Source organism: Flavobacterium petrolei (assembly GCF_003314435.2).
GTDB lineage: Bacteria > Bacteroidota > Bacteroidia > Flavobacteriales > Flavobacteriaceae > Flavobacterium > Flavobacterium petrolei.
Map to the genome: position 1 here is coordinate 538,043 of NZ_QNVY02000001.1, position 26,119 is coordinate 564,161.

The window sequence follows — 26,119 nt, forward strand, 5'->3', positions numbered from 1 at the left end:
TCGATTCATGAAAGATATCACTCTTAAGGAAATTGCGACAAAATTGGGGATTTCAATAACTACTGTGTCGAAAGCGCTTAAAAATTATCCTGATGTTAGTGAGAAAACTAAAAAGTCAGTAATTGAACTTGCGCAACATTTACATTATACCCCAAACAGTTTTGCAGTAAATTTAAGAACCAAGGAATCCAAAACTATAGGTTTGATAATTCCTGAAGTAGTCCATCACTTTTTTTCAAATGTAGTAAATGCTATTATTGATCAGGCCGAAAAAAATGGTTATCTGGTAATCATATTACAGTCAAATGAGACGCTGGCTTTAGAAAAAAAGCAAGTGGAATTATTAATAAATAAGAGAGTAGACGGCATCATCATGTCCTTATCTAACGAATCTAATAATGACGATCACATAAAGGAAATCATGAATCGGAATATTCCTTTTGTGATGTTTGACAAAATTGCCAAGCTTTCAAAATGTTCCAAAGTAATTATTGACGACCAAAAGGCAGCTTTCAATGCCGTTCAACATTTAATTGATAATGGATGCAAAAAAATAGTTCATGTTCGCGGACCATTAAATCCACAAAATTCAATAGACCGTTACATTGGTTATAAAAAAGCCCTAGAGAAAAACAACATTCCTTTTGACACAAAATTAGTTTATACCTGCGAAAATGTAACCTTTGAAGAAGGAAGAGCATTTGCGAAACAAATCATTGCGGAACATTCTGATGTGGACGGGATATTTGCAATAACAGATTTAGTTGCTGTAGGTGTTTTGGCTTATTTTAATGAAAACAAAATTAAAGTTCCAGAGCAAGTAGCAATAATTGGTTTTAGTAATTGGTTTATGTCACAAGTGCTGACACCAAAATTAAGCACCGTTGATCAACCAAGTCACGAAATGGGAATTGCATCTTTCAACTTACTGCTTGAAGAAATGAACTGCCATAAAGAAGGCATTCCTTTCGCCCATAAAACAGTTGAATTAGACACTCAAATCATCATCCGAGAATCTTCTATCCGATTGAAAAATTAGAACTTAAATTCTTATTCAAGAAAATCAATATTTCTTTTTATTCCTTGAAACTTCGCTCTCTTTAATGGGGAATTTTTAAATACCGACTTAAATGTTTCTTCGGTTATTTCTATCCAGTCCTTTTTAGACATGGATAGCAATTCTGGATTTGAATTAAATAAAGGTTCATTGTGCGCTTTTGAAAACTTATTCCAAGGACAAACATCCTGACATATATCACATCCAAAAGCCCAATCATCAAATTTCCCTTTCATTTCGTGAGGAATATTTTCTTTTAATTCAATAGTGAAATAGGAAATGCATTTGCTTCCATCAACAACGTAAGGCGCAACTATTGCATCTGTAGGACAAGCATCAATGCAGGCGGTACAAGTTCCACAATGATCCGTTGTAGGATTATCGTAATCTAAATCTAAGTCGATAATTAGTTCCGCTATAAAGTAAAAAGAACCTACTTTTTGCGTCAATAAATTACTGTTTTTCCCTATCCAACCCAAACCACTTTTGGCTGCCCACGCTTTATCGAGTACTGGTGCAGAATCTACAAAGGCACGACCAGATACTTCTCCGATTGTTGATTGAATGGAGAATAAAAATTCTTTAAGTTTTTCCTTGATTACAAAATGATAATCCTGTCCGTACGCATATTTAGAAATTTTATAAGAATCCAGAATTTGTAGTTCTTCAGGATAATAATTCAGCAACAGCGAAACAACACTTTTAGCGTCATCAACTAGCAAAGTTGGATTTAAACGCTTGTCAAAATGGTTTTCCATATAGGACATTTGACCGTTCCTATTGTTTTTCAACCAATTCTCTAAACGTGGCGCTTCTTCTTCCAAGAAACCAGCTTTGGATATTCCACAAGACATGAAGCCGAGGCGTTTTGCTTCGGTTTTAATAAATTGGGTGTATGTTGCCTTGGGGTTGATAATTAAAAAAAATGATGTTAATAAACGGGATATGTTAGCCCTGATAGAAGCGGCATCCTTTTACTTTTTTCTTTAAAAAGTAAAAGATACAGCGAATAGCGGGAAATAGATCCTGAAAATTAGAATAATCCGCCTTGAATGTTTGTGTTTAATTTACCTAAATGCTTGTACGCTTTGTCAGTGACTTCCCTACCACGAGGTGTCCTCATGATAAATCCTTCCTGAATCAAAAATGGTTCGTATACTTCCTCGATAGTCTCGCTACTTTCGGATACGGCTGTCGCCAAAGTAGTCAATCCAACCGGTCCACCTTTGAACTTATCTATAATTGTGGTTAAAATTTTATTGTCCATTTCATCCAAACCATGAGCGTCAACATTAAGCGCTTTTAAGGCATAACGGGCAATCTCAATGTCAATTGTGCCATTTCCTTTTATTTGAGCAAAATCACGCACACGACGCAACAATGCGTTAGCGATACGAGGTGTTCCTCGACTTCTACCTGCAATTTCTATAGCTGCCTCCATGGAAATTGGCATTTTAAAGATTGTAGCACTTCTTTCAACGATTGTAGTTAACAACTCTGTCGTGTAATATTGTAAACGGGAAGATATTCCGAAACGAGCTCTCATAGGAGCGGTCAACAACCCAGAACGCGTAGTGGCACCAATTAAGGTAAAAGGATTCAAATTAATTTGAACGGTTCTTGCATTGGGTCCTGATTCAATCATGATATCAATTTTGAAATCTTCCATGGCAGAATACAAATATTCTTCGACAATGGGACTCAAGCGGTGAATTTCATCAATAAACAAAACATCTCTTTCCTCTAAATTAGTCAATAAACCCGCTAAATCTCCAGGTTTATCCAATACTGGACCTGAAGTAATCTTGATTCCGACTTGAAGTTCATTAGCAAGAATATTGGCCAAAGTAGTTTTTCCTAAACCAGGAGGACCATGAAAAAGCGTATGATCAAGTGCCTCATTTCGTTGATTAGCAGCTTGAACAAAAACTTTCAAGTTTTCCAATATCTGATCTTGTCCAGCAAAATCATCAAAGGAAAGTGGTCTTAATTTTTTTTCAAGGTCTAGTTCTTCTGAATTGTAACCGTTTGATGTTGGGTCTAAATTTTCATTCATATAACAAAGATAGCAAAGCAATTTCGAAATATAATTTTTAAATTTAAAATGAAATAAAAATTAAAATCAAACTCAAGAGAAAGAATAGCACTTTAGTAAACCACAGTAAAAAGCACAAAAAAAGCCTCTACTTTCGCAGAGGCTTTAAATTATATTTTAGTGGTGTAAAACTTCTTCACCTTCTTTCATTGGAACATTTTGAGGCACAAAATCCACATCGTGAGCTGGATTACTGTAGTCATAAGGCCAACGATATACATGAGGAATTTCACCTGGCCAGTTACCGTGAATATGTTCAACAGGTGCTGTCCATTCTAGTGTATTAGATTTCCAAGGATTCATAACAGATTTTTTACCGTAGAAAATACTAACAAAAAAGTTGTATAAGAAAACCAATTGAAAAGCTCCACCAATTAATGCAAATGTTGTGATTAAAACGTTTACGTTTTGTAAATCATCAAATAATGGAAAATTCGTATTTGTATAGTAACGTCTTGGTAAACCAGCTAAACCTATAAAGTGCATTGGAAAGAAAACCCCATAAGCACAGATTGCAGTTACCCAAAAGTGAACATATCCTAAATTCTTGTTTAACATTCTTCCGAACATTCTTGGGAACCAGTGATAAATCCCAGCAAACATTCCGTAAAGAGCAGATATACCCATTACTAAGTGAAAGTGAGCTACAACGAAATAAGTATCATGGACATTAATATCAAGTGTACTATCTCCAAGAATAATTCCTGTCAAACCACCAGTAATAAATGTGGAAACTAAACCAATTGAAAACAACATAGCTGGATTCAACTGCAAGTTACCTTTCCATAGCGTTGTGATGTAATTAAATGCTTTCACAGCAGAAGGGATCGCAATTAATAATGTTGTAAAGGTAAATACAGATCCCAAAAATGGATTCATACCCGAGATAAACATATGGTGACCCCAAACAATTGTTGATAAGAAAGCAATAGCCAAAATTGACATAATCATCGCTCTATAACCAAAAATTGGTTTACGTGAATTTGTTGCAATAACTTCAGAAGTAATACCCAAAGCAGGTAATAAAACGATATAAACCTCAGGGTGTCCTAAGAACCAAAATAAGTGTTCGAACAATACTGGGGAACCACCTTGATAATGTAAAACTTCTCCAGCGATATAAATATCAGACAAAAAGAATGAAGTTCCAAAACTTCTATCAAAAATAAGTAATAACGCTGCAGATAAAAGAACTGGAAACGAAACAATACCAATAATCGCAGTTACAAAGAAAGCCCAAATTGTAAGAGGCAATCTTGTCATTGACATTCCTTTTGTTCTTAAGTTAATTACAGTAACCACATAGTTTAAAGATCCCATTAATGAAGATGCGATAAAAATAGCCATAGAAACTAACCATAATGTCATTCCCATTCCAGAACCAGGAATAGCTTGTGGTAAAGCACTTAATGGAGGATAAATTGTCCAACCTGAAGATGCTGGTCCAGCTTCAACAAAAAGCGAACCAATCATAATAACACTTGACAAGAAAAACAACCAATATGAAATCATATTCATAAAACCGGATGCCATATCTCGCGCACCAATTTGAAGCGGTATCAATAAGTTACTAAATGTTCCACTTAGAGCAGCCGTTAACACAAAGAATACCATAATGGTTCCATGTATTGTGACTAAAGCCAGATAAATATCATTTGCCATAACTCCGTTAGGAGCAAATTTATCACCTAATAAAATATTAAAAATTCTAAAAGACTCTTCTGGCCATGCTAGTTGCATTCTAAAAAGCATAGACATTCCTACACCAATAATCCCCATAAAAATACCCGTGATAAGGTATTGTTTGGCAATCATTTTATGATCAATACTAAAAATATATTTAGTAATAAAAGTGTCTTTATGATGATGTTCGTGTTCGTGATCTATTGCGTGATCGTGACCTTCTGCTGACATATATGTTTACTTTAAATTTTCTTATTAATTATTTCATTGCCATTACAGCAACTCCTACAGTATCTTTAGCTTTGATAGAGTCTAAACCTGAAGCTCCCTCAGCAGCAGCTGGTTCAGCCATAGCAGCTTTTACTTCATTTACAATAGTAGCTTTATCTTTTAACCATGCTTTATAGTCCTCAGGAGTATCTACAATAATTTTCATTTGCATGTTATAATGAGAAGCACCACAAATTTTGTTACAAAGCAATAAATAATCAAAAGTGTAAGGATCCAAAGCTGTTTCACCTTTAGCAACCAATGCAGCACTTTTCTTGGCTCTAAGAGCATTGATATTTGCTACTTTCTCAACCATAAATGGTAACTCTCTATATTCAGCAGTAGTGTAAATTGGCTCAAATGCAAATTGAGTAACCATACCAGGAACACAGTTCATTTGCGCTCTAAAATGCGGCATGTAAGCTGAGTGCAAAACATCCTGAGAACGCATTTTAAAAAGAATCTTTTTTCCTTTTGGAATGTGTAATTCAGTCACTACAATATCATCTTGTGCATAAGGATCCGCTAAATCAACACCAACGGCATTAGCACCTTCAATATATCTTACATTAGCTTTACCAAGAACATTATCTTCACCTGAGTATCTAGCTTTCCAGTTAAACTGTTGCGCATACAATTCAATTACTACTGTATCTTCATCTTCATCAACAAACATGATGTTAGTCCAAGCATAAAGTCCGTACAAAATTAAACCTGCTAAAACTACTGCTGGTATAACACTCCATATGGCTTCTAACTTATTATTATCAGCAAAGTAAAGTGCTTTTTGATCCTTTTTACCTCTGTATTTAAAAGCAAAATAGTGCAACAATACTTGTGTTATAGCTTGAACAATAAAAATAAGAACCCAAGTGATATTCATTAAATTATCAACTTCACCTCCATGGGCAGAAGCTGGTGTGTGAAGAACAAGAGGTCCCCATTTAAACAATCCGTAAATTGAAAAAATGTAAATGAAACCAAGAAAACCAAACATCAAATAACCCTGAACGTTATTGTCGTTATCTGTAGCGATTTCTGAACTATCTGTATTAGAACCAACTTGCGTCAGGTCGAATATTTTAGTCAATTGCCATAAAGCAACAGCTAATAAAACTAAAACTATAATTACCAACAAACTTGTCATCTGTTTTTTTCTTTAAATATTAATAATGAAAATGTTTACTTTCTTCTATGAAAGGATTTCTTTTTGCCAATAAAGGAACTTTAGTCATTGCTGTGAAAACAACATAAATAAATAATCCAAGGAAGAAAAGAACAGAAGCTATTTCTGAAATTCCAATAAACCACCTGTCACCAACGGTTCCTGGCATAATCATATTAAAGAAATCAATATAATGTCCACCAAGTATTACAACTCCTGCCATCACTAAAACCCACGTAATTCTTTTGAAATCAGTATTAATTAATATTAATAAAGGAAAAACAAAATTCATCACTACAGCACCAAAGAATGGAAGGTTATACAACTCTATTCTTGTAATATAATAAGTAACCTCTTCTGGAATATTAGCATACCATATTAACATGTACTGTGAAAACCATAAATAAGTCCAAAAGATACTAAAACCGAACATGAATTTTGCCAAATCATGGATATGACTAGTATTTACATGCTCCAAAACACCTTTAGCTTTTAAATATAAAGTTACCAATGCAATTGTAGTAATTGAACTCACGAAGAAACTTGCAAAAACATACCACCCAAACAAAGTACTAAACCAATGTGGATCAATAGACATAATCCAGTCCCAAGACATTATAGACTCAGACACAATAAAAAACACAAGAAACATAGCTGAAAGCTTAAAGTTCTTTTTGTAATTAAGATTATCATTTGATTCATCTTGCGCTAAACAATTTTTTCTTGAATAATAACGGTAAAGATTCCAACCAATTAAAAATATAGCAGCTCTAATTATCCAAAAAGGAAAATTTAAATATCCTGCTTTATTAGCAATTAGTTTATCAGAAGCTACAACTTCAGGATCTAACCATATAAAAAGATGATTTAAATGAAAACCACTTAATAATAATACGATAAAAAATATAACTGAACCCACAGGTAAATAAGCCGTTATACCTTGCATAACTCTAAATAAAACTGGAGACCATCCCGCTTGAGCTACTTGTTGAATCGCATAAAAAACTAAAACTCCTAAAGAAACAAGCATAAAGAAAATACAAGCAACGTACAAGGCAGACCAAGGTTTGTTTTGTAATTGGTGTAAAACATGATTTAAATGTTCTGTATGATCAGCTTCTTCACTAACCACGTGACCTTCTTTTTTTACAACCGGTTCAATCTGAACGTCTTCAACAACCTTAGCTGTATCAACTTTAGATGAATCACCAGTTGGAGTTACAACTGCTGTCGAACCCTCCACATTTTTTTCTTCACTACCTAAGTTATGAGTAGCATCCGATTCATGCTCAGACTCAGCGGTAGTTGAGGCTTCGTGTTTTGCTTCGCCATGTCCACCGTGACTTTCCGCTGCAAGAAGTTTTTCAACGTCTTGAATATCTTTTGGTGCAGTTAAAAAACCATATCCAATTCCTAATACACCTACGGCCATTAAGATGAAAGAAAGAGTTTTTAATTTACTTGAAAATGTATACATATCTATTACGATCAGTTTGTTCAACAATTATAATTCGCTTTTTAGTTTCAGAACATAGTCAGTAACTAACCAACGTTCTTGGGCACTCAATTGGTTTGCATGTGAACCCATTGAATTCAAACCATACGTGATTACGTGAAAAATACTTCCTTCAGTGATCACTCTATCTTTATAACTAGGGACACCTAAGAATTTTTCTCTCTCTACCAGTTTACCTTTACCATTTCCAGAAGCACCATGGCAACTGATACAATAAATCTCAAAAAGTTCTTTTCCTTTCTCAGGATTTCTACTTAAAGAATCTAAAGGAGATTTAAGGTTTGCTTTAGCTAACTCATATCCCGCTGTTGAATTTTCATATTCAAAAGGTTCGAATCCTCTGTTTACGGTTCCTTCAGCTGGAAGTTGACCTTCTTTACCGTTTTTAAATGCATTCGATTCAGCATAAGTTTCATACCCTACTGATTCGTACATATTTGGAAAATATTGATAGTTTGGTGCCGCATTATTATGGCATGATGAAACTAAAATAGTTATACCAAATAAAAGTGTTATTTTATATACGCTTTTCATATCTATAATTAATGCTTATCTATTACTTTAACTTCTACAGCTCCTGTACTTTGGAAAAAAGAAATCAATTCTTCTTCATTATCATTTACAGCAACTTCCATTAAAAAATGGTCATCTGTAGTTCTTACATCTGGATTCTCTGCTTCTTTAAAAGGCCATAATTTACTTCTCATATAAAAAGTAATAACCATTAAGTGAGCTGCAAAAAACACAGTAAGTTCAAACATAATTGGAACGAAAGCCGGCATGTTTTCAATATAACTAAAACTTGGCTTCCCCCCTATATCTTGTGGCCAATCCTGAATCATTATGTAATTCATCATAGCCGTAGCTACCGAGATTCCAACACATCCATAAAGAAAAGCACAAATTGCTAATCTCGTAGGTGCGATACCCATAGCTTTATCCAAACCGTGAACCGGGAATGGAGTAAAAACTTCTTCAATATGATGATGAGCTGCTCTGGTTTTTTTAACCGCATCCATCAATATATCATCGTCATTATAAATGGCGTATATTACTTTATTACTCATGATGTGAATCTTTATTTGCTTCTCTTTCTCTTTTGTAATTATCTCCAGTTCCTTTCAAAATTGTTTTTACCTCTGCTTGTGCAATTACAGGGAATGTTCTTGAATACAATAAGAACAATACAAAGAAGAAACCTATTGTTCCGATAAAAATTCCAATATCAACAAATGTCGGTGAAAACATTGTCCAAGAAGATGGTAAATAATCTCTATGTAACGAAGTTACGATAATTACAAATCTCTCAAACCACATTCCAATATTTACAACTATCGAAATTATAAAGGAGAACATAATACTTGTTCTTAATTTTTTGAACCACATGAATTGTGGAGAAAAAACATTACATGTCATCATTGACCAATATGCCCACCAGTAAGGTCCAGTAGCTCTGTTCAAGAAAGCATATTGTTCGTATTCTACACCAGAATACCATGCAACAAACAATTCAGTTATGTAGGCAACCCCAACAATAGAACCAGTAATCATAATAACGATATTCATCAATTCAATGTGTTGAACCGTGATATAAGCTTCTAGATTAGAAACTTTTCTCATAATGATAAGCAAAGTATTTACCATTGCAAATCCTGAGAAAACAGCTCCAGCAACAAAGTACGGAGGAAAAATTGTAGTATGCCATCCTGGAATAACAGAGGTAGCAAAGTCCATAGATACAATAGTATGTACAGAAAGTACAAGTGGCGTAGCTAAACCTGCAAGCACCAAAGATACTTCTTCAAAACGTTGCCAGTCTTTTGCTCTACCGCTCCATCCGAAACTTAATATAGAATAAACTCTTTTGTTAAAAGGAGTAATAGCTCTATCACGTAACATCGCAAAATCAGGTAATAAACCAGTCCACCAGAATACTAATGAAACCGAAAGATATGTTGAAATTGCAAATACGTCCCAAAGTAATGGCGAGTTAAAGTTTACCCAAAGAGAACCAAATTGATTCGGAATTGGTAAAACCCAATACGCTAACCATGGACGCCCCATGTGGATGATTGGAAATAAACCAGCTTGAATAACAGAGAAAATTGTCATTGCTTCTGCAGAACGGTTAATCGCCATTCTCCAACGTTGACGGAAAAGTAATAATACCGCTGAAATAAGTGTTCCCGCGTGACCAATACCAACCCACCAAACAAAGTTCGTAATATCCCAAGCCCATCCTACAGTTTTATTTAACCCCCAAGTTCCAATACCTGTAGATACGGTGTAAAATATACAGCCAAGTCCCCAAAGGAAGGCTATTAATGCGATTGAAAATACAATCCACCAATGTTTGTTTGCTTTACCTTCAACAGGCGCAGCTACATCTACAGTTACATCGTGATAAGATTTATCACCTATAACTAAGGGTTTTCTAATGGTTGCTTCGTAGTGAGACGACATAATCCTTTATATTGATTCTTAATTAATTATTTTTTGTACTAGGTATTTCTAACTTTAACGTGGTAAATCACATTAGGTTTTGTTCCAACATGCTCCAATAAATGATACATTCTTTCGTCAGCAGCTAATTTAGTTATTTCTGCTTCTGAATCATTTACATCTCCAAATTTCATTGCTCCAGTTGAACAAGCATTTGAACATGCGGTTTGGAATTCACCATCAACGATTGCTCTTCCTTCTCTTTTTGCTTTCAAAATTGTCGCTTGTGTCATTTGAATACACATTGAACATTTCTCCATAACTCCACGAGAACGAACATTTACATCTGGATTCAATACCATACGTCCTAAATCGTCATTCATATGATAGTCGAATTCACTGTTTTTGTTGTACAAGAACCAGTTAAAACGACGCACTTTATACGGACAGTTGTTAGCGCAATAACGCGTTCCAACACATCTGTTATAAGCCATATGGTTTTGACCTTGACGAGAGTGTGAAGTTGCAGCAACTGGACAAACCGTTTCACAAGGTGCATGATTACAATGTTGACACATTACAGGTTGAAAAGATACTTGTGGATTATCACCCGCTTTTTCCATTTCATTAAATGTAGACAATGAACTTGATAATCCTGCGATATTTTCTTTTCTTTCGTTATCTCCTTCAAAAGTACTTTCAGAAGAATAATATCTGTCAATACGCAACCAGTGCATATCACGGCTTCTTCTTACTTCTGATTTTCCAACAACAGGAACGTTGTTTTCAGCATGACACGCTATTACACAAGCACCACAACCGGTACAAGCATTTAAATCAATCGAAAGATTAAAATGATGACCTGTTGAACGATCAAACGACTCCCATAAATCTACTTTAGTTGCTTCAACTTCTTTGTGATCCAATGAAACCATTGGTTGTTCATTCCAAAATTGAGCATCTTTTGTATTGAAAATTTCTAAAGAAGTTTCTTTTATGATATCGCCTCTTCCCATCAATGTTTTCTGACCTTGAACACAAGCAAACTCATGTTCTCCTCCAGCTTTTGCCAATGTTACAGTCTGTACATTATTAAAACCTTTATATAAAGAGTAGGCATTTAAACCCACCATCATTTCTTCTTTCAAAGCCGCTTTACGACCGTAACCTAATGCTAAACCAATAGTACCCACAGCTTGACCTGGCTGAACAATTACCGGAACATTTTCTAATTTTAGTCCATCAGCAGTAGTAATAGTAGCGTAACTTCCGTTTAAACCACCATTTGCAACGATTTCATTAGAAAGTTCATATTTCTTAGCATCTGCATTCGAAACAGTAACATAATTATCCCACGATACTCTTGTAATTGGATCCGGAAACTCTTGCAACCAAGGATTATTAGCCTGTTGTCCATCTCCCATACCTGTTTTAGTATATAAAACAAGTTCTAATCCTTGAGCAACTTTTGATTTTGATAAAGCATTCGCAGCAGCACTAAAATCGGCAGAACCACCAGTCGCAGCCGGAATAGCTCCAACATAAATACCATCATGTAAAACCTTGTTCCAAGAAGAACCAGCTATTATTGTTGATGAATTCGCTTTGATATAATCGTAGAATGTCCCTGTTGATCCATTTAATGACAACAATACATCTTGAAATTGTTTTGTATTAAATAGTGGTCGAATTGTAGGCTGAGTGATTCCATAAGTACCTTTTGTGATACTTACATCATTCCATGATTCTAAATAATGAGGAACAGCTGCAGCAACAGTACTCACTAACGCAGTCTCGTCTTCTTTTAAAGAAAATGCAACTGATGTTTTTACTTTTTTAAGTCCTTCAAGGAAAGAAGTACTATCGGATAAAGTATAAACTGGATTAACCCCACTCATTATTAATGTATGAACGCTTCCCGCTTTCATATCATTAACCAATTGAGCAACTTTTGCATTAGAACCTTTTCTAATCTGTCTTGTTCCAGAAGTAGTGAAAGCTTCACTTACCAATGCTTGATTGATAGCCAAAACCAACAATTGAGCATTTTTATCTTGAATACCAGAAACTAATACTCCTTTTGAACCGGCAGCCTTCAACTGTTGAGCCGCTTTCGTAACTTCTGCTTTAAATTTATCTTCTAAACTTACAGCAACAGAAGAACCAGTTACAATATTATATATATGAACTAATGCCTGTTTTTGATTAGCAATAGACATTGGCAAACGCTTATCAGCAGCAGCACCAGACAAAGTCATGTTTGCTTCTAATTGGAAATGACGAGACATCTTTCCAGCCTTAGGAATTCTTCCTTTTGCATAACCTGAGTCATAACTACCACCTTGCCAACCTCCAAGGAAATCAGCTCCAACAGAAACTATAAGAGAGGCTTTAGAAAAATCATAATCAACCAAAGCTCTTTCTCCATAAACTGTCTCAAAAGCATCTAATGCTTCAGATTCAGATACAGCATCATAAACAACATGTTTAGCATTAGGATTTTTACCAATAAACTCAGCAATCAATTTCTCAGTTGACGGACTTGCTAATGTATTTGTCAAAAGCACCACCTGACCACCTTTTGCGGCAGCATCAGCTATACTTGATTTAATTTTTGAATCAACAGCTGACCAAGTTGAATTTTTACCTTCAATTTTAGGCTCTTTCAAACGCATACTATCATATAAAGATAGAATAGACGCATGAATTCTTGCATTAGCACTAAACTTAGCTCCAGCAATAGTATTATTATCTATTTTAATAGGACGCCCTTCACGAGTTTTTACCAAAAGATTAGCAAAATCAAAACCGTCAAAAACAGAAGTTGCATAATAATCCGCAACTCCCGGAATGATTTGCTCCGGCTGAAGCACGTAAGGTATTGATTTGTTTACAGGACCTTCGCAAGCTGCAAGCGTAGCTGCTGCAGTACTAAAACCAACGTACTTTAAAAAATCACGACGTGATGTTGACGAAGATGACAAAGCGTCATTATTTCCTAAAAACTCATCAGTAGGAATTTCTTCAACAAATTCGTTATTTCTAAGCGCCTCAACAATAGAACTATTTTTGTCTAGTTCTTCAACACTTTTCCAGTATTTTTTGTTTGATGACATATATAAATATTAAAATCTTAATAATTTGATTAATAGTGGCATTTACCACATTCTAAACCTCCCATTTGCGCTGCAGTCAATTTGTCTACACCGTATTTCTTAGAAAGTTCATCATGTATTTTAGTATAATACTCATTGCCTTCCATTTTAACGTCCGTTTTTCTATGACAATCGATACACCAACCCATTGTTAGTGGAGCGAATTGTTTTTGAATCTCATACTCCTGAACTGGACCGTGACATGTTTGACATTCAATTCCAGCAACAGTTACGTGTTGCGAGTGATTAAAATAAACAAAATCAGGTAAATTATGAATACGAACCCATTTTACAGGCTGAGTTTTTCCAGTATAAGTTTGCGTAGTTTTATCCCAACCCACCGCAGTATATAATTTTTGGATTTGCTCATCATAAAATGCTTTGCTGTATTCTGGAGTAGCGGTAGTTTCTGCAACTTCAGCTATATTTTTATGACAGTTCATACAAACATTCAATGAAGGAATTCCACCGTTTTTACTTACTCTAGCAGCAGAGTGACAGTACTTACAATTAATTTCATTATCACCAGCATGTATTCTGTGAGAATAATGAATTGGCTGTATTGGAGCGTAATCTTGATCAACACCCACTTGCATCAAAAATCCATAAACAAAATAAGCACTAGCCAAAAGCAAAAACACCGCAGTCACTAAAACTAAAAATTGATTTCTGGCAAATGCTTTCCAAATAGGAGTTGTTGGAGTTTTCGGAGCCGTTTCGATACCATTTGCTTTCGCAACCTTAGATAAAACTTGGTTTACCAAAAACAGCATCACCACCAAAATCAACATTACTAGCGACAAAGCACCTAATATGATATTATTTGAAACACCACCGTCAGAACCACCAGTTCCAGGAACCGCTTCAGTAGCACCAGCCGCCGGAGCAGGAGCTTCAGCCTTAGGCTCTGAAGTGTAAGCAATGATATTATCAATATCACCATCGGATAATTGAGGAAAAGCCGACATTACTGCCTTGTTGTTTTCTTCAAAAACTTTCACCGCCTGAGCATCACCTGACTTAATTAAGTCCGAACTATTACGAACCCACTTATGAAGCCAAGAAGCATCATATTTACCCGCAATACCCCTAAGAGCCGGACCTGTTGCTTTCGCATCAAGCTTGTGACATGCAGCACAGTTTGCATTAAACAATTCTTTACCTTTTACAGCATCTCCACCTGTTGCTGCAGCTGGAGCCGCAGCTGCATCAGTCGCTGCAGGAGCAGCCTCTTGAGCAGATGAAGTTAAAGAGAAAATTAACGATAAGGCTAAGCCTAAAAATAATTTCCTTGAGATCGAATTATGGTTACCCACCTTTTTCATATAGTATAATGATTATCTACTAAAAATTGGCACAGTTTTTTCTAATTGCATTATAAAAACTGATCCTTTATTTTAAAACTTGGACAAAAATACGACTTAAGAACTATTCTCAAAACCTTAAAATAGTCTTAATTTCAATTTATATCTATTCTAAATAACATTTGCTATTTGGTATCAATCATTAAATATTACTTTTGCACAAAAACAATCACATTATGAGAATTTTAGCCACTAGAAAAGCCTTTTTTATCTCTGTAACATTATTAATTTTCGCATTCAACGCAACTGCACAAGATGGAAATATTACTGTAAATCAGGACTACAAATTTGAACAATTACTAAATGAAAAGAGAAAAACAAATGTTTCCAATGCTGTAAATGACCGATATAAAATTCAAATTTTCAGCGGAGAAAGCGACAAAGCTAAAAACACACTGAATCAATTCAGACAAGAATTCAGCACCTTAGATGGTACAATTATATTTTTCACACCAAATTATAAAGTTTGGGTAGGAAATTTCAAAACACGAATTGAAGCAGAACGCAATTTGATAGCAATCAAAAAAAGCTATACTAATGTTCATTTAATAAAGCCAAACAACTAAAATTTATCATTATTTAAAGTGTAATATTCAAAATTTCACGAATAAAAAAAGTACAAAAAAAGCAACTCTAATCGAGTTGCTTTTCTTTCTTTGTATAAATCTTTGAGTTAAATTTTACCAAAACAATCATAACATTCAACACAAAGACTTAGACAAATGACGTTTTTATTGCCCTAGCGTTTGTTGGTAATATTTTTTTAGAATTTCTTTTTTAGCTAGACTGCTTTTGTTACCATCCCTAAACTCTTTTAGAAGTTCCGGATGAGTGGATAACATTACTTTCATCTCACTATTTGATAAAAATGATGGTTGGCCTGTATAACTATCTATTAGCATTGGAATTGAACCATCACTGGTCGAAGCTGCGATTGCAACACCAATCAATCCAAACATCGCACCCATAGCGATGGCATTATTTGAATTATAAATTACATTCTCAATATAATACTTACCACTAATAATTTCCGTCTTGGCGTAATACTTTACACTTGCATATTTTGAAACATTGATATAAAAATCTTGTCCATCACTAAATCCATAATAATTTGACTCTTCCGAACGGCTCAATTTGTTAAGTAAATAAAACCGATCTTTTTTATTCGTTATTTCATAATCAGCTATAGATATTGGTTTATCATTTAAAACGTCAGCATAATTCATATAAACACCTCTAGAAGGAACATCTACTATTGATTTGTTTTTAATACTAATATTATTATCATATAAAATAGCAGTTTTATCTTCCTCACTTGTTTTCATATAATTTGTTAAACATTCCTGTAAAACCGTCTTTACTCGTTCATCATGTGTGCCGGTAACATCCATACCGTTACTTTCTGTCGAGGCAGAATAAGAACCCACTACATAGTCAACAGTATCTTTAGTTTCTATTACATCAATCGCTACAGTTGCATATCCTGTTTCGGACATTGCACGAGTAAGTTCTGAAACGTACAAATCATTTATTCGGATAGAAATCTTAGATTTACCTCTATCGGACGGACAAATAACTGCGAGATAATCAAAAAATTCAACCGGTAAAGGTTTCTCAAAATTAGCCAATACTTTTCTATTAAACCCTCCTTTTTGAACGGTTCCAATATTTTCTTTAAACTGTCTTCCATCATAAACATTTTCAACATAAAAATTAAAACCAACCGCTTTATCTTTTTTATCTTTTAAAGACACTTTATGGAATTCGGTTTTATTTTGAGAAAAAGCAATCGTGCTGACTACAACAAAAAATAATGCAAACAATTTATTCATAAATTTAATTTTTGGTACTCTATAAAAATAAAAAAATCCCGACAAAATCGGGATCTTTTTTTATAAAATTTAGAAATTCTATTTCAATTTCTTTTTGATAGCTACTTCATGGTATGATTCAATAACATCTCTTTCTTCAATGTCATTGTATCCTTTCACTTGAATACCACAATCGTATCCTTTAGCTACTTCTTTCACATCATCTTTGAAACGTTTTAACGCTAACAATTCCCCTGTAAAGACAACCACACCATCTCTAATGATTCTCATTTTAGCATTTCTGACAATTTTACCATCCATTACCATACAACCTGCAATTGAACCTACTTTAGAGATTTTGAATATCTCTCTGATCTCAGCAGTACCCAGAATTTCTTCTTTCATTTCCGGAGCTAACATTCCTTCCATTGCATCTTTCAAGTCGTCGATAGCGGCATAAATAATAGAGTAATAACGAATATCGATTTCCTCTTTATCTGCTAATTGTCTTGCATTTCCAGCAGGACGAACATTAAATCCAATGATAATTGCATCTGAAGCAGAAGCCAACATTACGTCAGTTTCAGTAATTGCTCCAACACCTTTATGGATAATATTGATTTGAATTTCTTCAGTAGATAATTTAGAGAATGAATCAGACAATGCTTCAACAGAACCATCAACATCACCTTTAAGGATAATGTTCAATTCTTTAAATTGACCCAATGCAATTCTACGTCCAATTTCATCCAATGTAATATGACGTTGTGTACGTACGGATTGTTCACGCATCAATTGAGAACGTTTAGAGGCAATTTGTTTCGCTTCTTTTTCGTCTTCAAAAATATTGAATTTATCACCCGCTGTTGCTGCTCCGTCAAGACCAAGAACTGAAACCGGAGTCGAAGGACCCGCAACAGTTACTATATTCCCTCTTTCATCATGCATGGCTTTGATTTTACCATGATGTTTACCAGCTAACATATAATCTCCAATTTTCAATGTTCCGTTTTGAACTAAAATTGTAGAAACATATCCTTTTCCTTTGTCAAGGAAAGCTTCAACAACAGTTCCGGAAGCTGCCTTATTGGGATTTGCTTTTAAATCTAAAAGCTCCGCTTCTAACAATACTTTTTCTAGTAATTCTTTCACACCTGTTCCTACTTTCGCAGAAATATCATGTGATTGAATTTTTCCACCCCAATCTTCAACAAGTAAATTCATACCTGCTAATCTTTCTTTTACTTTTTCAGGATTAGCATTTGGCTTATCAATTTTATTGATAGCAAATATAATAGGAACTCCGGCTGCTTGTGCATGACTAATTGCCTCTTTAGTTTGCGGCATGATGTCATCATCAGCAGCAATCACAATAATAGCAATATCGGTAACTTGAGCACCACGCGCACGCATCGCAGTAAATGCCTCGTGACCCGGTGTATCTAAGAATGCAATTTTTTGTCCGTTATCCAAAGTTACTCCGTAGGCACCAATATGCTGTGTAATTCCTCCAGACTCTCCTGCGATTACGTTTTCTTTACGTATGTAATCCAGTAACGATGTTTTACCGTGATCGACGTGACCCATTACGGTTACAATTGGCGCTCTAAAAACTAAATCTTCTTCTCTGTCTTCTACAACCTGAATTGCTTCTTCGATATCAACAGTGATAAATTCAACTTCATAACCAAATTCGTCAGCAACAATGGTCAACGTTTCCGCATCAAGACGTTGGTTCATGGTAACCATGATTCCAAGCGACATACATGTACCAATAACTTTAGTAATTGGCACATCCATCATGATTGCAATTTCACCAACTGTTACAAATTCAGTAACCTTAATAGTTTTACTTCCTTCGTCAATAGCTCTTTGCTCATCATCAGATTTCTGACGGTGCGTATCTCTTTTATCTCTTCTATATTTAGCCGCTTTAGATTTACCACCTTTACCTTGTAGTTTCTCTAAAGTCTCTCTAATTTGATTTTTAACTTCCTCTTCTGTAGGCTCAACTTTTGCAACAATAGCAGGTCTGTTTCCTTTTACAAAACCAGGTCTTGAACTTCTGTTAGCATTGAATCCTCCGCCACCTACATTAGGTGTAATCTTGTTAGGATTTGGCGCACCCGGAACTCCTGGTGTTGCAGGCGGTCTAGGAGCACCTGGCTTAGGAGCAATCCTTTTACGCTTGTTTTTATTTGCATTGGCAGCAGCTGAACCTGGAGCACCCGGTTTATTCGGAGTGATTTTTGGTTCTTCTTTTTTCTTTTTCGGTTTGTTAAATTGAGATAAATCAATTATTTGACCTGTTAAAGTAGTCCCCGATAGTTTTTGATATTGCGTCGTGATGGTTTCATCAACAGGCGCTTCATCAGCTTTAACCGCTTCTACTTTTTCAACTACTTTTGGCTCAGCAGGAACTTCTTTCGGAGCCTCTACTTTAACCTCTTTTATCCCAACAACAGGTTTTACCTCTTTCTTGTCTGAAACAACTTTTTCTTCCAAAGGTTTTTCTGGCGACGGTTTTTCTGCTGAAACTTCTTTTTGTACTGGTTTTACCTCAGGTACTTTAGCAACTGGAGTCTCCACTTTTTCAACAGCTTTCACAGGAGGGACAATGGAAGGTTTTTTTGGATTAAGATCAATCTTACCCACTTGAACAGGTCCTGCTATAACCGCTCTCGCTTTTATAACCTCTTGCTGTTTAAGACGCTCTTCATCAATCTTACGTTTGTCTTCGATTTCTTTCTCTCGTTCTAAACGCAACGCTTCTTTTTCTTTTCTTTTCTCTTCCCCTACTTCTTTAGAAGCCTCCTTATTCCCTTTGTCACCTGCAAACTGACCGCACAAGACATTGTATATATCATCAGAAATTTTTGCGTTTGGATTTGCTTCAATAGCAATCCCCTTATCTTTTAGATAATCCACAGCTCTTTCTAAAGAAATATTCAATTCCCTTAAAACTTTGTTTATTCTAATAATTCTCTCTTCAGACATAAAACCTTTTTATTATTACCTTTTTTGTTATTCCTCACTTTACTCCCAACTCGATACCTACCGAGCAAGAATTAATTGTAAAGTGGCATGTTTATCGTTGAAGACACTTTGACTAACTGTCAAATTCTTCTTTCAATATTCTCATTACATCTAGAATCGTTTCCTCTTCCAGGTCTGTTCTTCTTACTAAATCTTCTACATCTTGTTTCAAGATACTTTTTGCCGTATCCAAACCAATTTTTGCAAACTCTTCAATAACCCAGTCTTCAATTTCATCTGAAAACTCAGTCAATTCAACATCATCCTCATCAGCTGTAGCACCTGCAACATCTCCTTCACGAATAACGTCTAGCTCATAACCAGTCAATAAACCTGCTAATTTAATGTTGTGCCCACCACGACCGATAGCTTTAGAAACTTCTTCAAGTTTCAAGAAAACTTCTGCTCTTTTTGTCTCTTCATTTATTTTAATAGAAGACACTTTTGCAGGACTTAAAGCTCTTGTGATAAACAACTGTATGTTACTTGTATAATTGATAACATCAATATTTTCATTTCCTAATTCACGAACAATTCCGTGAATACGAGACCCTTTCATACCTACACAAGCTCCTACAGGATCAATTCTGTCGTCATAAGAATCTACGGCTACTTTTGCTTTTTCACCAGGAATTCTTACCACTTTTTTAACCATGATTAAACCGTCAAAAACTTCCGGAATTTCTTGTTCAAATAATTTCTCTAAAAACTTCTCAGAAGTTCTAGACATAATAATTTGAGGTTTATTTCCTTTTAATTCAACGCTTTCTATTATTCCTCTAACATTATCCCCTTTACGGAAAAAGTCAGAAGGTATTTGTTTTTCTTTTGGTAAAATAATTTCATTTCCTTCATCATCAACTAAAATCACAACTCTTGGACGCACATGGTGCACTTCAGCAGTATAGATATCGCCTATTAAATCTTTAAATTGTTTGTAAAGATTCGTATTATCATGTTCATGAATTTTAGAAATCAAATTCTGACGTAAAGCTAAAATTGCTCTTCTCCCTAAATCAATTAATTTTACTTCTTCGGAAACTTCTTCACCAATTTCAAAATCAGGCTCTATTTTTCTTGCTTCAGTCAACGTAATTTCAAGATGATCAAAATCTAAGTCCTCATCCGCAACGATTACTCTTCTTTGCCATATCTCCATATCTCCTTTATCAGGATTTATAATGATATCGAAATTATCATCTGAACCGTATTTTTTCTTCAATGCATTTCTAAATACATCTTCCAAAATTGCCATAAGCGTTACACGATCAATAAGTTTATCATCTTTAAACTCTGAGAATGAATCGATTAATGCTAAATTTTCCATGCGAATTCTTTAATTAAAATGTTACTGTAACAATTGCTTCTTTTATATCTGCGTAAGGTAGTTTAAGTTCCTTTTGAACTGTTTCTTTCCCTTTCCCTATCTTTTTAGGCTCTCTTGCTTTCCAAGACAAAATTACAAAATCATCATTAGCATCCACTAATTCTGCTTCAATTATTTCTGCCCCAGTCTTTACAATCAATGTTCGTCCTATATTTTTCTTATACTGTCTTACTAATTTCAATGGAGACCCAACACCTACCGAAGCTACTTCAAGAGAATAATCTTGTTCCTCTCGGTCCAGGTCATTATCTATAAATCGGCTTACATCAATACAATCCTGCAGCGCCACCCCATTATCCCCGTCTAAAGTTACAATAACCTTGAAAGCATCAGTAATAACTAGGTCTATCAAAAAAATTGATGGCTTTTCTAAAAGGCATTCTGCCAACAACGTATTTACTTTTTCTTTAAATGTCATATTTTTATAAAAAGAGGGGACATTTAGTCCCCTCATTATCTAGATTTTAATAAATAACCGTGCAAAGATAGTCTTTTTTTTTATAATTTAAAATAATCAGTTGCTGTTAAAATATTTCTTATCTTTATTAGACAATTTAAAAGACCCTTTTTCCTATAATTTTAAACCATCCTAAATTATGAAACGAATTTTAGTTCCAACTGATTTTTCTAAACATGCTGAAGACGCTCTGAAAGCAGCCGCGCAAATTGCTAAAAAAAATGGGGCAGAGATATTTCTGCTTCATCTACTAGAACTGCCCAATCAAATGAATGATGCAGTAACAAATGGCAGCAGTATTCCCGAGGTCATGCTTTTTATAAAAAAAGCGAATGAAAAACTTCAAAAAATCAAGGAAGAGCCACACTTACAAGGAATCACCATTACTACCACAGTTCAATTTGAAAAAGCTTTTGATGGTATATTATCATTCAATAAAAAAAATAAAATAGACTTAATAGTCATGGGATCACATGGCTCCTCAGGCATCGAAGAAATCCTCATTGGATCTAACACAGAAAAAGTAGTACGCCTTTCAGACATCCCTGTATTAGTCATCAAAAAGAACTTAGATACATTAAACATTAAAAACATTGTATTTGCATCTGATTTTTCGACAGAAATCAAAAAACCTTTTCTGAAAATGATTGAGTTTGCAAAAATATTTGATTCAAATTTAATTTTAGTCATGATTTGCACACCCAACAGTTTTAAAACAACAGCAATGGGCGAGAAGACCATGAAGAATTTTATTGCAGATTTTGAAGTCAAAAACTACTCCATGCAAATTTATAACGATTCCAATATTGAAACAGGCATTCTAAACTTCAGCAATACGGTAGACGCTGATTTAATTGGTTTATGCACCCATGGAAGAACTGGATTGTCCCATTTTTTTAATGGAAGCATCAGTGAAGATTTAGTAAATCACGCAATAAAACCTGTAATAACTTTCAAAATTTAATTTACAAATATTTAAACCGTGCCGTTAATATCGAAAATTGAAAAAGGGACACGATTCCATTAATTAATTACCTTAGCAAAAAGGCATAAAAAAACCCCTCATATCTGAGGGGTTTTCTGTTGGTCTACAAGGACTCGAACCTTGAAAGACTGCACCAAAAACAGTTGTGTTACCATTACACCATAGACCAGCATTGCTGCTAAGCGAGTGCAAATTTAAAATAAATTTTAGTTTGCACAAACTTTTTTGGCATTTTTATCAAAAAAATTTTGCCTTAAATTGAATTTAATTCAAGCAAATAACAAAAAGCCTTTATAATCAACATGTTATTGAATCGCATTACTTTTCCAGAAAATAGTGTTAATGCTATGGAGGTTAAACAAAAAAACATTTTCTTTGTGACTTACAATTAAAATAAACTTTAGTACATGGATAAAGCAGCATTCAATTTTAATAAATGGAATACAATTATTGGTTGGCTTACATTTGGAATCGCATTATTAACCTATACATTAACAGTTGAACCCACAATGAGTTTCTGGGATTGCGGTGAATATATTGCCACAGCAGCAAAATTAGAAGTTGGCCATCCGCCTGGAGCTCCATTATACCAAATGATTGGTGCTTTTTTCGCCATGTTTGCCACGGACGATACTAAAATTGCCTTAATGGTAAATATGATGTCAGTATTCTCAAGTGCATTTACAATTTTGTTTTTATTCTGGTCATCTTCAATGATATTAAAAAAATTAGTTTCCCGATTTACAGAATCAAATAAGAATAATGAGATTGTAATATTAGGAAGTTCATTTGTTGGTGCTTTAGCGTATACTTTCTCTGATAGTTTTTGGTATAATGCAGTTGAGGCAGAAGTTTATGCCATGGCTTCCTTGTTTATTGCTTTATTGTTCTGGCTCGGATTACGCTGGGAACAGGACATGAATAAACCAAGAGGAAACAAATGGTTATTAATCATTTCGCTTGTTGTTGGACTTTCTTTTGGAGTTCACTTCATGGCTTTGCTAACAATTCCCGCAATTGGTTTCTTGTATTTTTTCAAAAACTATAAAGTTGTTACCATCAAAAGCTTTCTGCTTGCAAATGTAATCGTAATCGCTATTTTACTTTTTATATTCAAATTACTCCTTCCTATGACTATGGGATTCTTTGGTAAAACCGAAGTATTTATGGTGAATAGCTTAGGATTACCGTTTGACTCCGGAACTATATTTGTTACTATTTTGCTGGCAGCTTTGTTTTATTTTGGTTTAAAATACACCAACAACAAAGGCTTGGCAACATACAACACTTTAATTTTATGTGTTCTTTTTATCCTAATCGGATTTTCTACATGGACCATGTTGCCTATACGTGCTAACGCCAATACTGTAATCAATGAAAACAAACCTTCTGATGCACGCGAAGTACTTGCGTACTATAACAGAGAACAATACGGTGTAAATCCTTTGTTTTACGGTCCTCAATACACAGAAGCTTTTTCAGGTTTAGACGAAGACAATCCTTATTTGGATAAAGCACCCAATTACGAAAGAGATTACAAAACAGGCAAATATGTTATTGTAAATAATTTCAAGAATGCGGAGCAAAATACGGATGACAATCACAAAACTATTTTACCACGAATGTGGAGTGGTGATCATATTGAAAATTATATGAATTTCACGAATCCGCCACAATTTAGGTTAAATCCTAATTATCCTTATGAAGACGATCTTGCGAAGTACGGAATTGACCCGAGTCAGCTAAGCGAGGAAGATTATAATAAAGCAATTGCACAACTGAAAAATGAAACCGAAAAAATCATAAATGAGTTCAGACAAGCTTATGCTCAAAATCAAATTGACAATGAAGGTTATGTAAAGTTTCTAAAAAGTTACGGTGATTATTTATTGGTTGACAAACCAACAACTGCTGACAATCTTGGTTTTATGGTTGAATACCAATTTGGTTATATGTATTGGAGGTATTTAATGTGGAATTTCGTAGGCCGTCAAAATGACGTTCAAGGAAGATACGATTACCTAGACGGAAACTGGCTCAGCGGAATATCTTTTATAGATGAACTGCATTTAGGAAGTCAAGATAACCTCCCTACGGATGTGGTGAATAATAAAGGAAGAAATGTATATTTCTTTTTACCATTTATCCTTGGTTTGATTGGTATAATGTATCATGCCAATAAAGATTTAAAAAGTTTCTACGTATTACTGGCTTTATTTCTTTTTACGGGAATAGCACTAAAAATATACTTAAATGAAAGACCTTTCGAACCTAGAGAAAGAGATTATGCATTAGTCGGCTCTTTTTATGTTTTTGCCATCTGGATTGGTTTTGGAGTTTATGCTTTATATGAAAGCGTACAAAAATATCTTGCCCCAAGAATAGCCGGACCAATTATTATTGCAGCAAGTTTACTGGCAGCTCCTGTTCATATGGCTGCTCAAAACTGGGATGATCACGATCGCTCCGGAAAATCTACCGCAGTAGCAATGGCCAAAGCTTACCTTACTTCTTGCGATCCAAATGCTATTTTATTTACTATTGGTGATAACGACACCTTCCCGCTTTGGTACGCCCAAGAAATTGAAAAAGTAAGAACGGATGTCAAAATTGTGAATACTAGTTTATTCATGACGGATTGGTATATCGATCAAATGAAAACGAAAACATACGAATCTGACCCATTGCCTATTTCATTTACACACGATCAATACGTGGGTGATAAATTGGATTATGTGGCTCACATTCCAAAAGTAGAAACCCGTTGGGAAATAAAAGATTTTATCAATTTTATTAAAAATCCAAAATCAACGGTTGAAATGCAAAACGGACAAACCATTCATTTTTATCCTACCAATAAAATCAGAATTCCGGTTAACAAAAACACCATCATTCAAAACAAAGTTGTTTCGGCTAAATACAACGATTCTATAGTTCCTTATATTGATTTGGATATCAGTAAAAATGCATTGTACAAAAACAGATTAATGATGCTGGATATTGTTGCCAATAATGACTGGAAACGACCTATTTATTTCAGCGGAGGCGCATTTGATAACGAAGATTATATCTGGATGAAAGAGTACCTTCAACTGGAAGGTATGGTATACAAATTAGTCCCTATTAAAACAACTATCCCTAAAGATGGTGGTCCTCTTGAAATGGGACAAATAGACTCTGATAAAATGTATGCTAAAGTTATGAAATGGGATTGGGGCAACAGCGAAAGTAGTACTATTTATCATGATCCTGAAACCCGTAAAAACAGCATAACGTACAGAAGTAACCTTTCAAGATTGATGAATCAGTTGATCATTGAAGGCAAAAAAGACAAGGCAAAAAATATTATCGATTTAGCGATGACAAAAATGCCTTTGGAATATTTTGGCTATTATTCATTAGTAGAACCTTTTGCTGACGGTTATTACAAAATTGGCGACAAAGTGAAAGCGCAACAATTACTAAATAAGCTGGTAAATAAGTATCATGAGAACCTAAACTATTATGGCAATCTTAAATCATCTGAACAAAGTAGTATTGCCATTCCTATCATCACTGATATTGAGCGCTACAGAAGCCTTTTGCAAGTCATGAAAGAAAATGGAGATACTAATTTTTACAATAAACATAAAATTACATTCAACACATACATTAAAATGTTTGAACGTTTTGAACGAGAAAAAGAGTAATCTTGAA

18 protein-coding genes and 1 tRNA gene are annotated in these 26,119 nt (G+C 34.6%); 4 read left to right on the plus strand and 15 right to left on the minus strand.

Annotated features, from left to right (window positions below; genetic code table 11):
* Positions 1–7: 7 nt before the first annotated feature.
* Complete coding sequence (locus tag DR871_RS02340) at positions 8–1,039, plus strand: LacI family DNA-binding transcriptional regulator (protein WP_113665017.1); 1,032 nt, start codon at positions 8–10, stop codon at positions 1,037–1,039.
* An 11-nt stretch (positions 1,040–1,050) separates the two neighbouring features.
* Here DR871_RS02340 and queG read toward each other — a convergent pair whose 3' ends face one another.
* The 10 genes from queG to DR871_RS02390 all read right to left on the minus strand — a co-directional run bounded on the left by queG (position 1,051) and on the right by DR871_RS02390 (position 14,708).
* Positions 1,051–1,974: a tRNA epoxyqueuosine(34) reductase QueG gene (gene queG / locus DR871_RS02345; RefSeq protein WP_113665016.1), complete on the minus strand. Its 924-nt coding sequence runs from the start codon at positions 1,972–1,974 to the stop codon at positions 1,051–1,053.
* Positions 1,975–2,090: 116 nt separating this feature from the next.
* On the minus strand, positions 2,091–3,113 hold the full coding sequence (gene ruvB / locus DR871_RS02350) for a Holliday junction branch migration DNA helicase RuvB (protein WP_113665015.1): 1,023 nt from the start codon (positions 3,111–3,113) through the stop codon (positions 2,091–2,093).
* Positions 3,114–3,269: 156 nt separating this feature from the next.
* Positions 3,270–5,066: a cytochrome c oxidase subunit I gene (locus DR871_RS02355; RefSeq protein WP_113665014.1), complete on the minus strand. Its 1,797-nt coding sequence runs from the start codon at positions 5,064–5,066 to the stop codon at positions 3,270–3,272.
* A gap of 28 nt (positions 5,067–5,094) precedes the next feature.
* Positions 5,095–6,252, minus strand: coding sequence for a cytochrome c oxidase subunit II (locus DR871_RS02360; RefSeq protein WP_113665013.1), 1,158 nt, complete (start codon positions 6,250–6,252; stop codon positions 5,095–5,097).
* A 19-nt stretch (positions 6,253–6,271) separates the two neighbouring features.
* Positions 6,272–7,747: a quinol:cytochrome C oxidoreductase gene (locus tag DR871_RS02365; protein WP_113665012.1), complete on the minus strand. Its 1,476-nt coding sequence runs from the start codon at positions 7,745–7,747 to the stop codon at positions 6,272–6,274.
* A gap of 27 nt (positions 7,748–7,774) precedes the next feature.
* Positions 7,775–8,320 carry a c-type cytochrome gene (locus tag DR871_RS02370; RefSeq protein ID WP_113665011.1) on the minus strand — a complete coding sequence of 182 codons (546 nt, stop codon included), beginning with the start codon at positions 8,318–8,320 and terminating at the stop codon, positions 7,775–7,777.
* An 8-nt stretch (positions 8,321–8,328) separates the two neighbouring features.
* Positions 8,329–8,853, minus strand: coding sequence for a DUF3341 domain-containing protein (locus tag DR871_RS02375; RefSeq protein WP_091165797.1), 525 nt, complete (start codon positions 8,851–8,853; stop codon positions 8,329–8,331).
* Positions 8,846–10,249, minus strand: a complete 1,404-nt coding sequence (gene nrfD / locus DR871_RS02380) for an NrfD/PsrC family molybdoenzyme membrane anchor subunit (protein WP_113665010.1) — start codon at positions 10,247–10,249, stop codon at positions 8,846–8,848. Before nrfD ends, DR871_RS02375 begins: the two co-directional genes overlap by 8 nt.
* A gap of 38 nt (positions 10,250–10,287) precedes the next feature.
* A complete protein-coding gene (locus DR871_RS02385; RefSeq protein WP_113665009.1) occupies positions 10,288–13,344 on the minus strand; it encodes a TAT-variant-translocated molybdopterin oxidoreductase in 3,057 nt (1,018 codons plus the stop codon).
* A 29-nt stretch (positions 13,345–13,373) separates the two neighbouring features.
* On the minus strand, positions 13,374–14,708 hold the full coding sequence (locus DR871_RS02390) for a c-type cytochrome (protein ID WP_113665008.1): 1,335 nt from the start codon (positions 14,706–14,708) through the stop codon (positions 13,374–13,376).
* A gap of 215 nt (positions 14,709–14,923) precedes the next feature.
* Here DR871_RS02390 and DR871_RS02395 point away from each other — a divergent pair, with 215 nt between their 5' ends.
* A complete protein-coding gene (locus tag DR871_RS02395) occupies positions 14,924–15,313 on the plus strand; it encodes an SPOR domain-containing protein (protein ID WP_113665007.1) in 390 nt (129 codons plus the stop codon).
* 165 nt (positions 15,314–15,478) lie between these two features.
* Here the strand turns inward: DR871_RS02395 and DR871_RS02400 are convergent, their stop codons facing one another.
* The 4 genes from DR871_RS02400 to rimP form a co-directional block, all read right to left on the minus strand.
* A complete protein-coding gene (locus tag DR871_RS02400; RefSeq protein ID WP_113665006.1) occupies positions 15,479–16,579 on the minus strand; it encodes a DUF6563 family protein in 1,101 nt (366 codons plus the stop codon).
* Between the two features lie 78 nt (positions 16,580–16,657).
* On the minus strand, positions 16,658–19,555 hold the full coding sequence (gene infB / locus DR871_RS02405; RefSeq protein ID WP_113665005.1) for a translation initiation factor IF-2: 2,898 nt from the start codon (positions 19,553–19,555) through the stop codon (positions 16,658–16,660).
* 112 nt (positions 19,556–19,667) lie between these two features.
* Positions 19,668–20,921 (minus strand): transcription termination factor NusA, encoded by a 1,254-nt coding sequence (gene nusA, locus DR871_RS02410; RefSeq protein ID WP_039108733.1) that lies wholly within the window; start codon positions 20,919–20,921, stop codon positions 19,668–19,670.
* 13 nt (positions 20,922–20,934) lie between these two features.
* A complete protein-coding gene (gene rimP / locus DR871_RS02415) occupies positions 20,935–21,399 on the minus strand; it encodes a ribosome assembly cofactor RimP (RefSeq protein ID WP_165152003.1) in 465 nt (154 codons plus the stop codon).
* Between the two features lie 178 nt (positions 21,400–21,577).
* On the opposite strand from rimP, the gene DR871_RS02420 reads away from it, so the two are divergent.
* Entirely contained in the window at positions 21,578–22,402 is an 825-nt protein-coding gene (locus tag DR871_RS02420; protein WP_113665003.1) for a universal stress protein, read from the plus strand.
* A 119-nt stretch (positions 22,403–22,521) separates the two neighbouring features.
* Here DR871_RS02420 and DR871_RS02425 read toward each other — a convergent pair.
* Positions 22,522–22,592: transfer RNA gene (locus DR871_RS02425), tRNA-Gln, on the minus strand.
* A gap of 238 nt (positions 22,593–22,830) precedes the next feature.
* Here DR871_RS02425 and DR871_RS02430 point away from each other — a divergent pair.
* Positions 22,831–26,112: a glycosyltransferase family 117 protein gene (locus DR871_RS02430; protein WP_113665002.1), complete on the plus strand. Its 3,282-nt coding sequence runs from the start codon at positions 22,831–22,833 to the stop codon at positions 26,110–26,112.
* Positions 26,113–26,119 lie beyond the last annotated feature (7 nt).

Excerpts from the sequence above, each read along its gene's own strand:
- DR871_RS02340 (WP_113665017.1), top strand. The coding sequence starts at position 8 with ATGAAAGATATCACTCTTAAGGAAATTGCGACAAAATTGGGGATTTCA.
- ruvB (WP_113665015.1), bottom strand. The coding sequence starts at position 3,113 with ATGAATGAAAATTTAGACCCAACATCAAACGGTTACAATTCAGAAGAA.
- DR871_RS02355 (WP_113665014.1), bottom strand. The coding sequence starts at position 5,066 with ATGTCAGCAGAAGGTCACGATCACGCAATAGATCACGAACACGAACAT.
- DR871_RS02360 (WP_113665013.1), bottom strand. The coding sequence starts at position 6,252 with ATGACAAGTTTGTTGGTAATTATAGTTTTAGTTTTATTAGCTGTTGCT.
- DR871_RS02365 (WP_113665012.1), bottom strand. The coding sequence starts at position 7,747 with ATGTATACATTTTCAAGTAAATTAAAAACTCTTTCTTTCATCTTAATG.
- DR871_RS02370 (WP_113665011.1), bottom strand. The coding sequence starts at position 8,320 with ATGAAAAGCGTATATAAAATAACACTTTTATTTGGTATAACTATTTTA.
- DR871_RS02375 (WP_091165797.1), bottom strand. The coding sequence starts at position 8,853 with ATGAGTAATAAAGTAATATACGCCATTTATAATGACGATGATATATTG.
- nrfD (WP_113665010.1), bottom strand. The coding sequence starts at position 10,249 with ATGTCGTCTCACTACGAAGCAACCATTAGAAAACCCTTAGTTATAGGT.
- DR871_RS02385 (WP_113665009.1), bottom strand. The coding sequence starts at position 13,344 with ATGTCATCAAACAAAAAATACTGGAAAAGTGTTGAAGAACTAGACAAA.
- DR871_RS02390 (WP_113665008.1), bottom strand. The coding sequence starts at position 14,708 with ATGAAAAAGGTGGGTAACCATAATTCGATCTCAAGGAAATTATTTTTA.
- DR871_RS02395 (WP_113665007.1), top strand. The coding sequence starts at position 14,924 with ATGAGAATTTTAGCCACTAGAAAAGCCTTTTTTATCTCTGTAACATTA.
- DR871_RS02400 (WP_113665006.1), bottom strand. The coding sequence starts at position 16,579 with ATGAATAAATTGTTTGCATTATTTTTTGTTGTAGTCAGCACGATTGCT.
- infB (WP_113665005.1), bottom strand. The coding sequence starts at position 19,555 with ATGTCTGAAGAGAGAATTATTAGAATAAACAAAGTTTTAAGGGAATTG.
- nusA (WP_039108733.1), bottom strand. The coding sequence starts at position 20,921 with ATGGAAAATTTAGCATTAATCGATTCATTCTCAGAGTTTAAAGATGAT.
- rimP (WP_165152003.1), bottom strand. The coding sequence starts at position 21,399 with ATGACATTTAAAGAAAAAGTAAATACGTTGTTGGCAGAATGCCTTTTA.
- DR871_RS02420 (WP_113665003.1), top strand. The coding sequence starts at position 21,578 with ATGAAACGAATTTTAGTTCCAACTGATTTTTCTAAACATGCTGAAGAC.
- DR871_RS02430 (WP_113665002.1), top strand. The coding sequence starts at position 22,831 with ATGGATAAAGCAGCATTCAATTTTAATAAATGGAATACAATTATTGGT.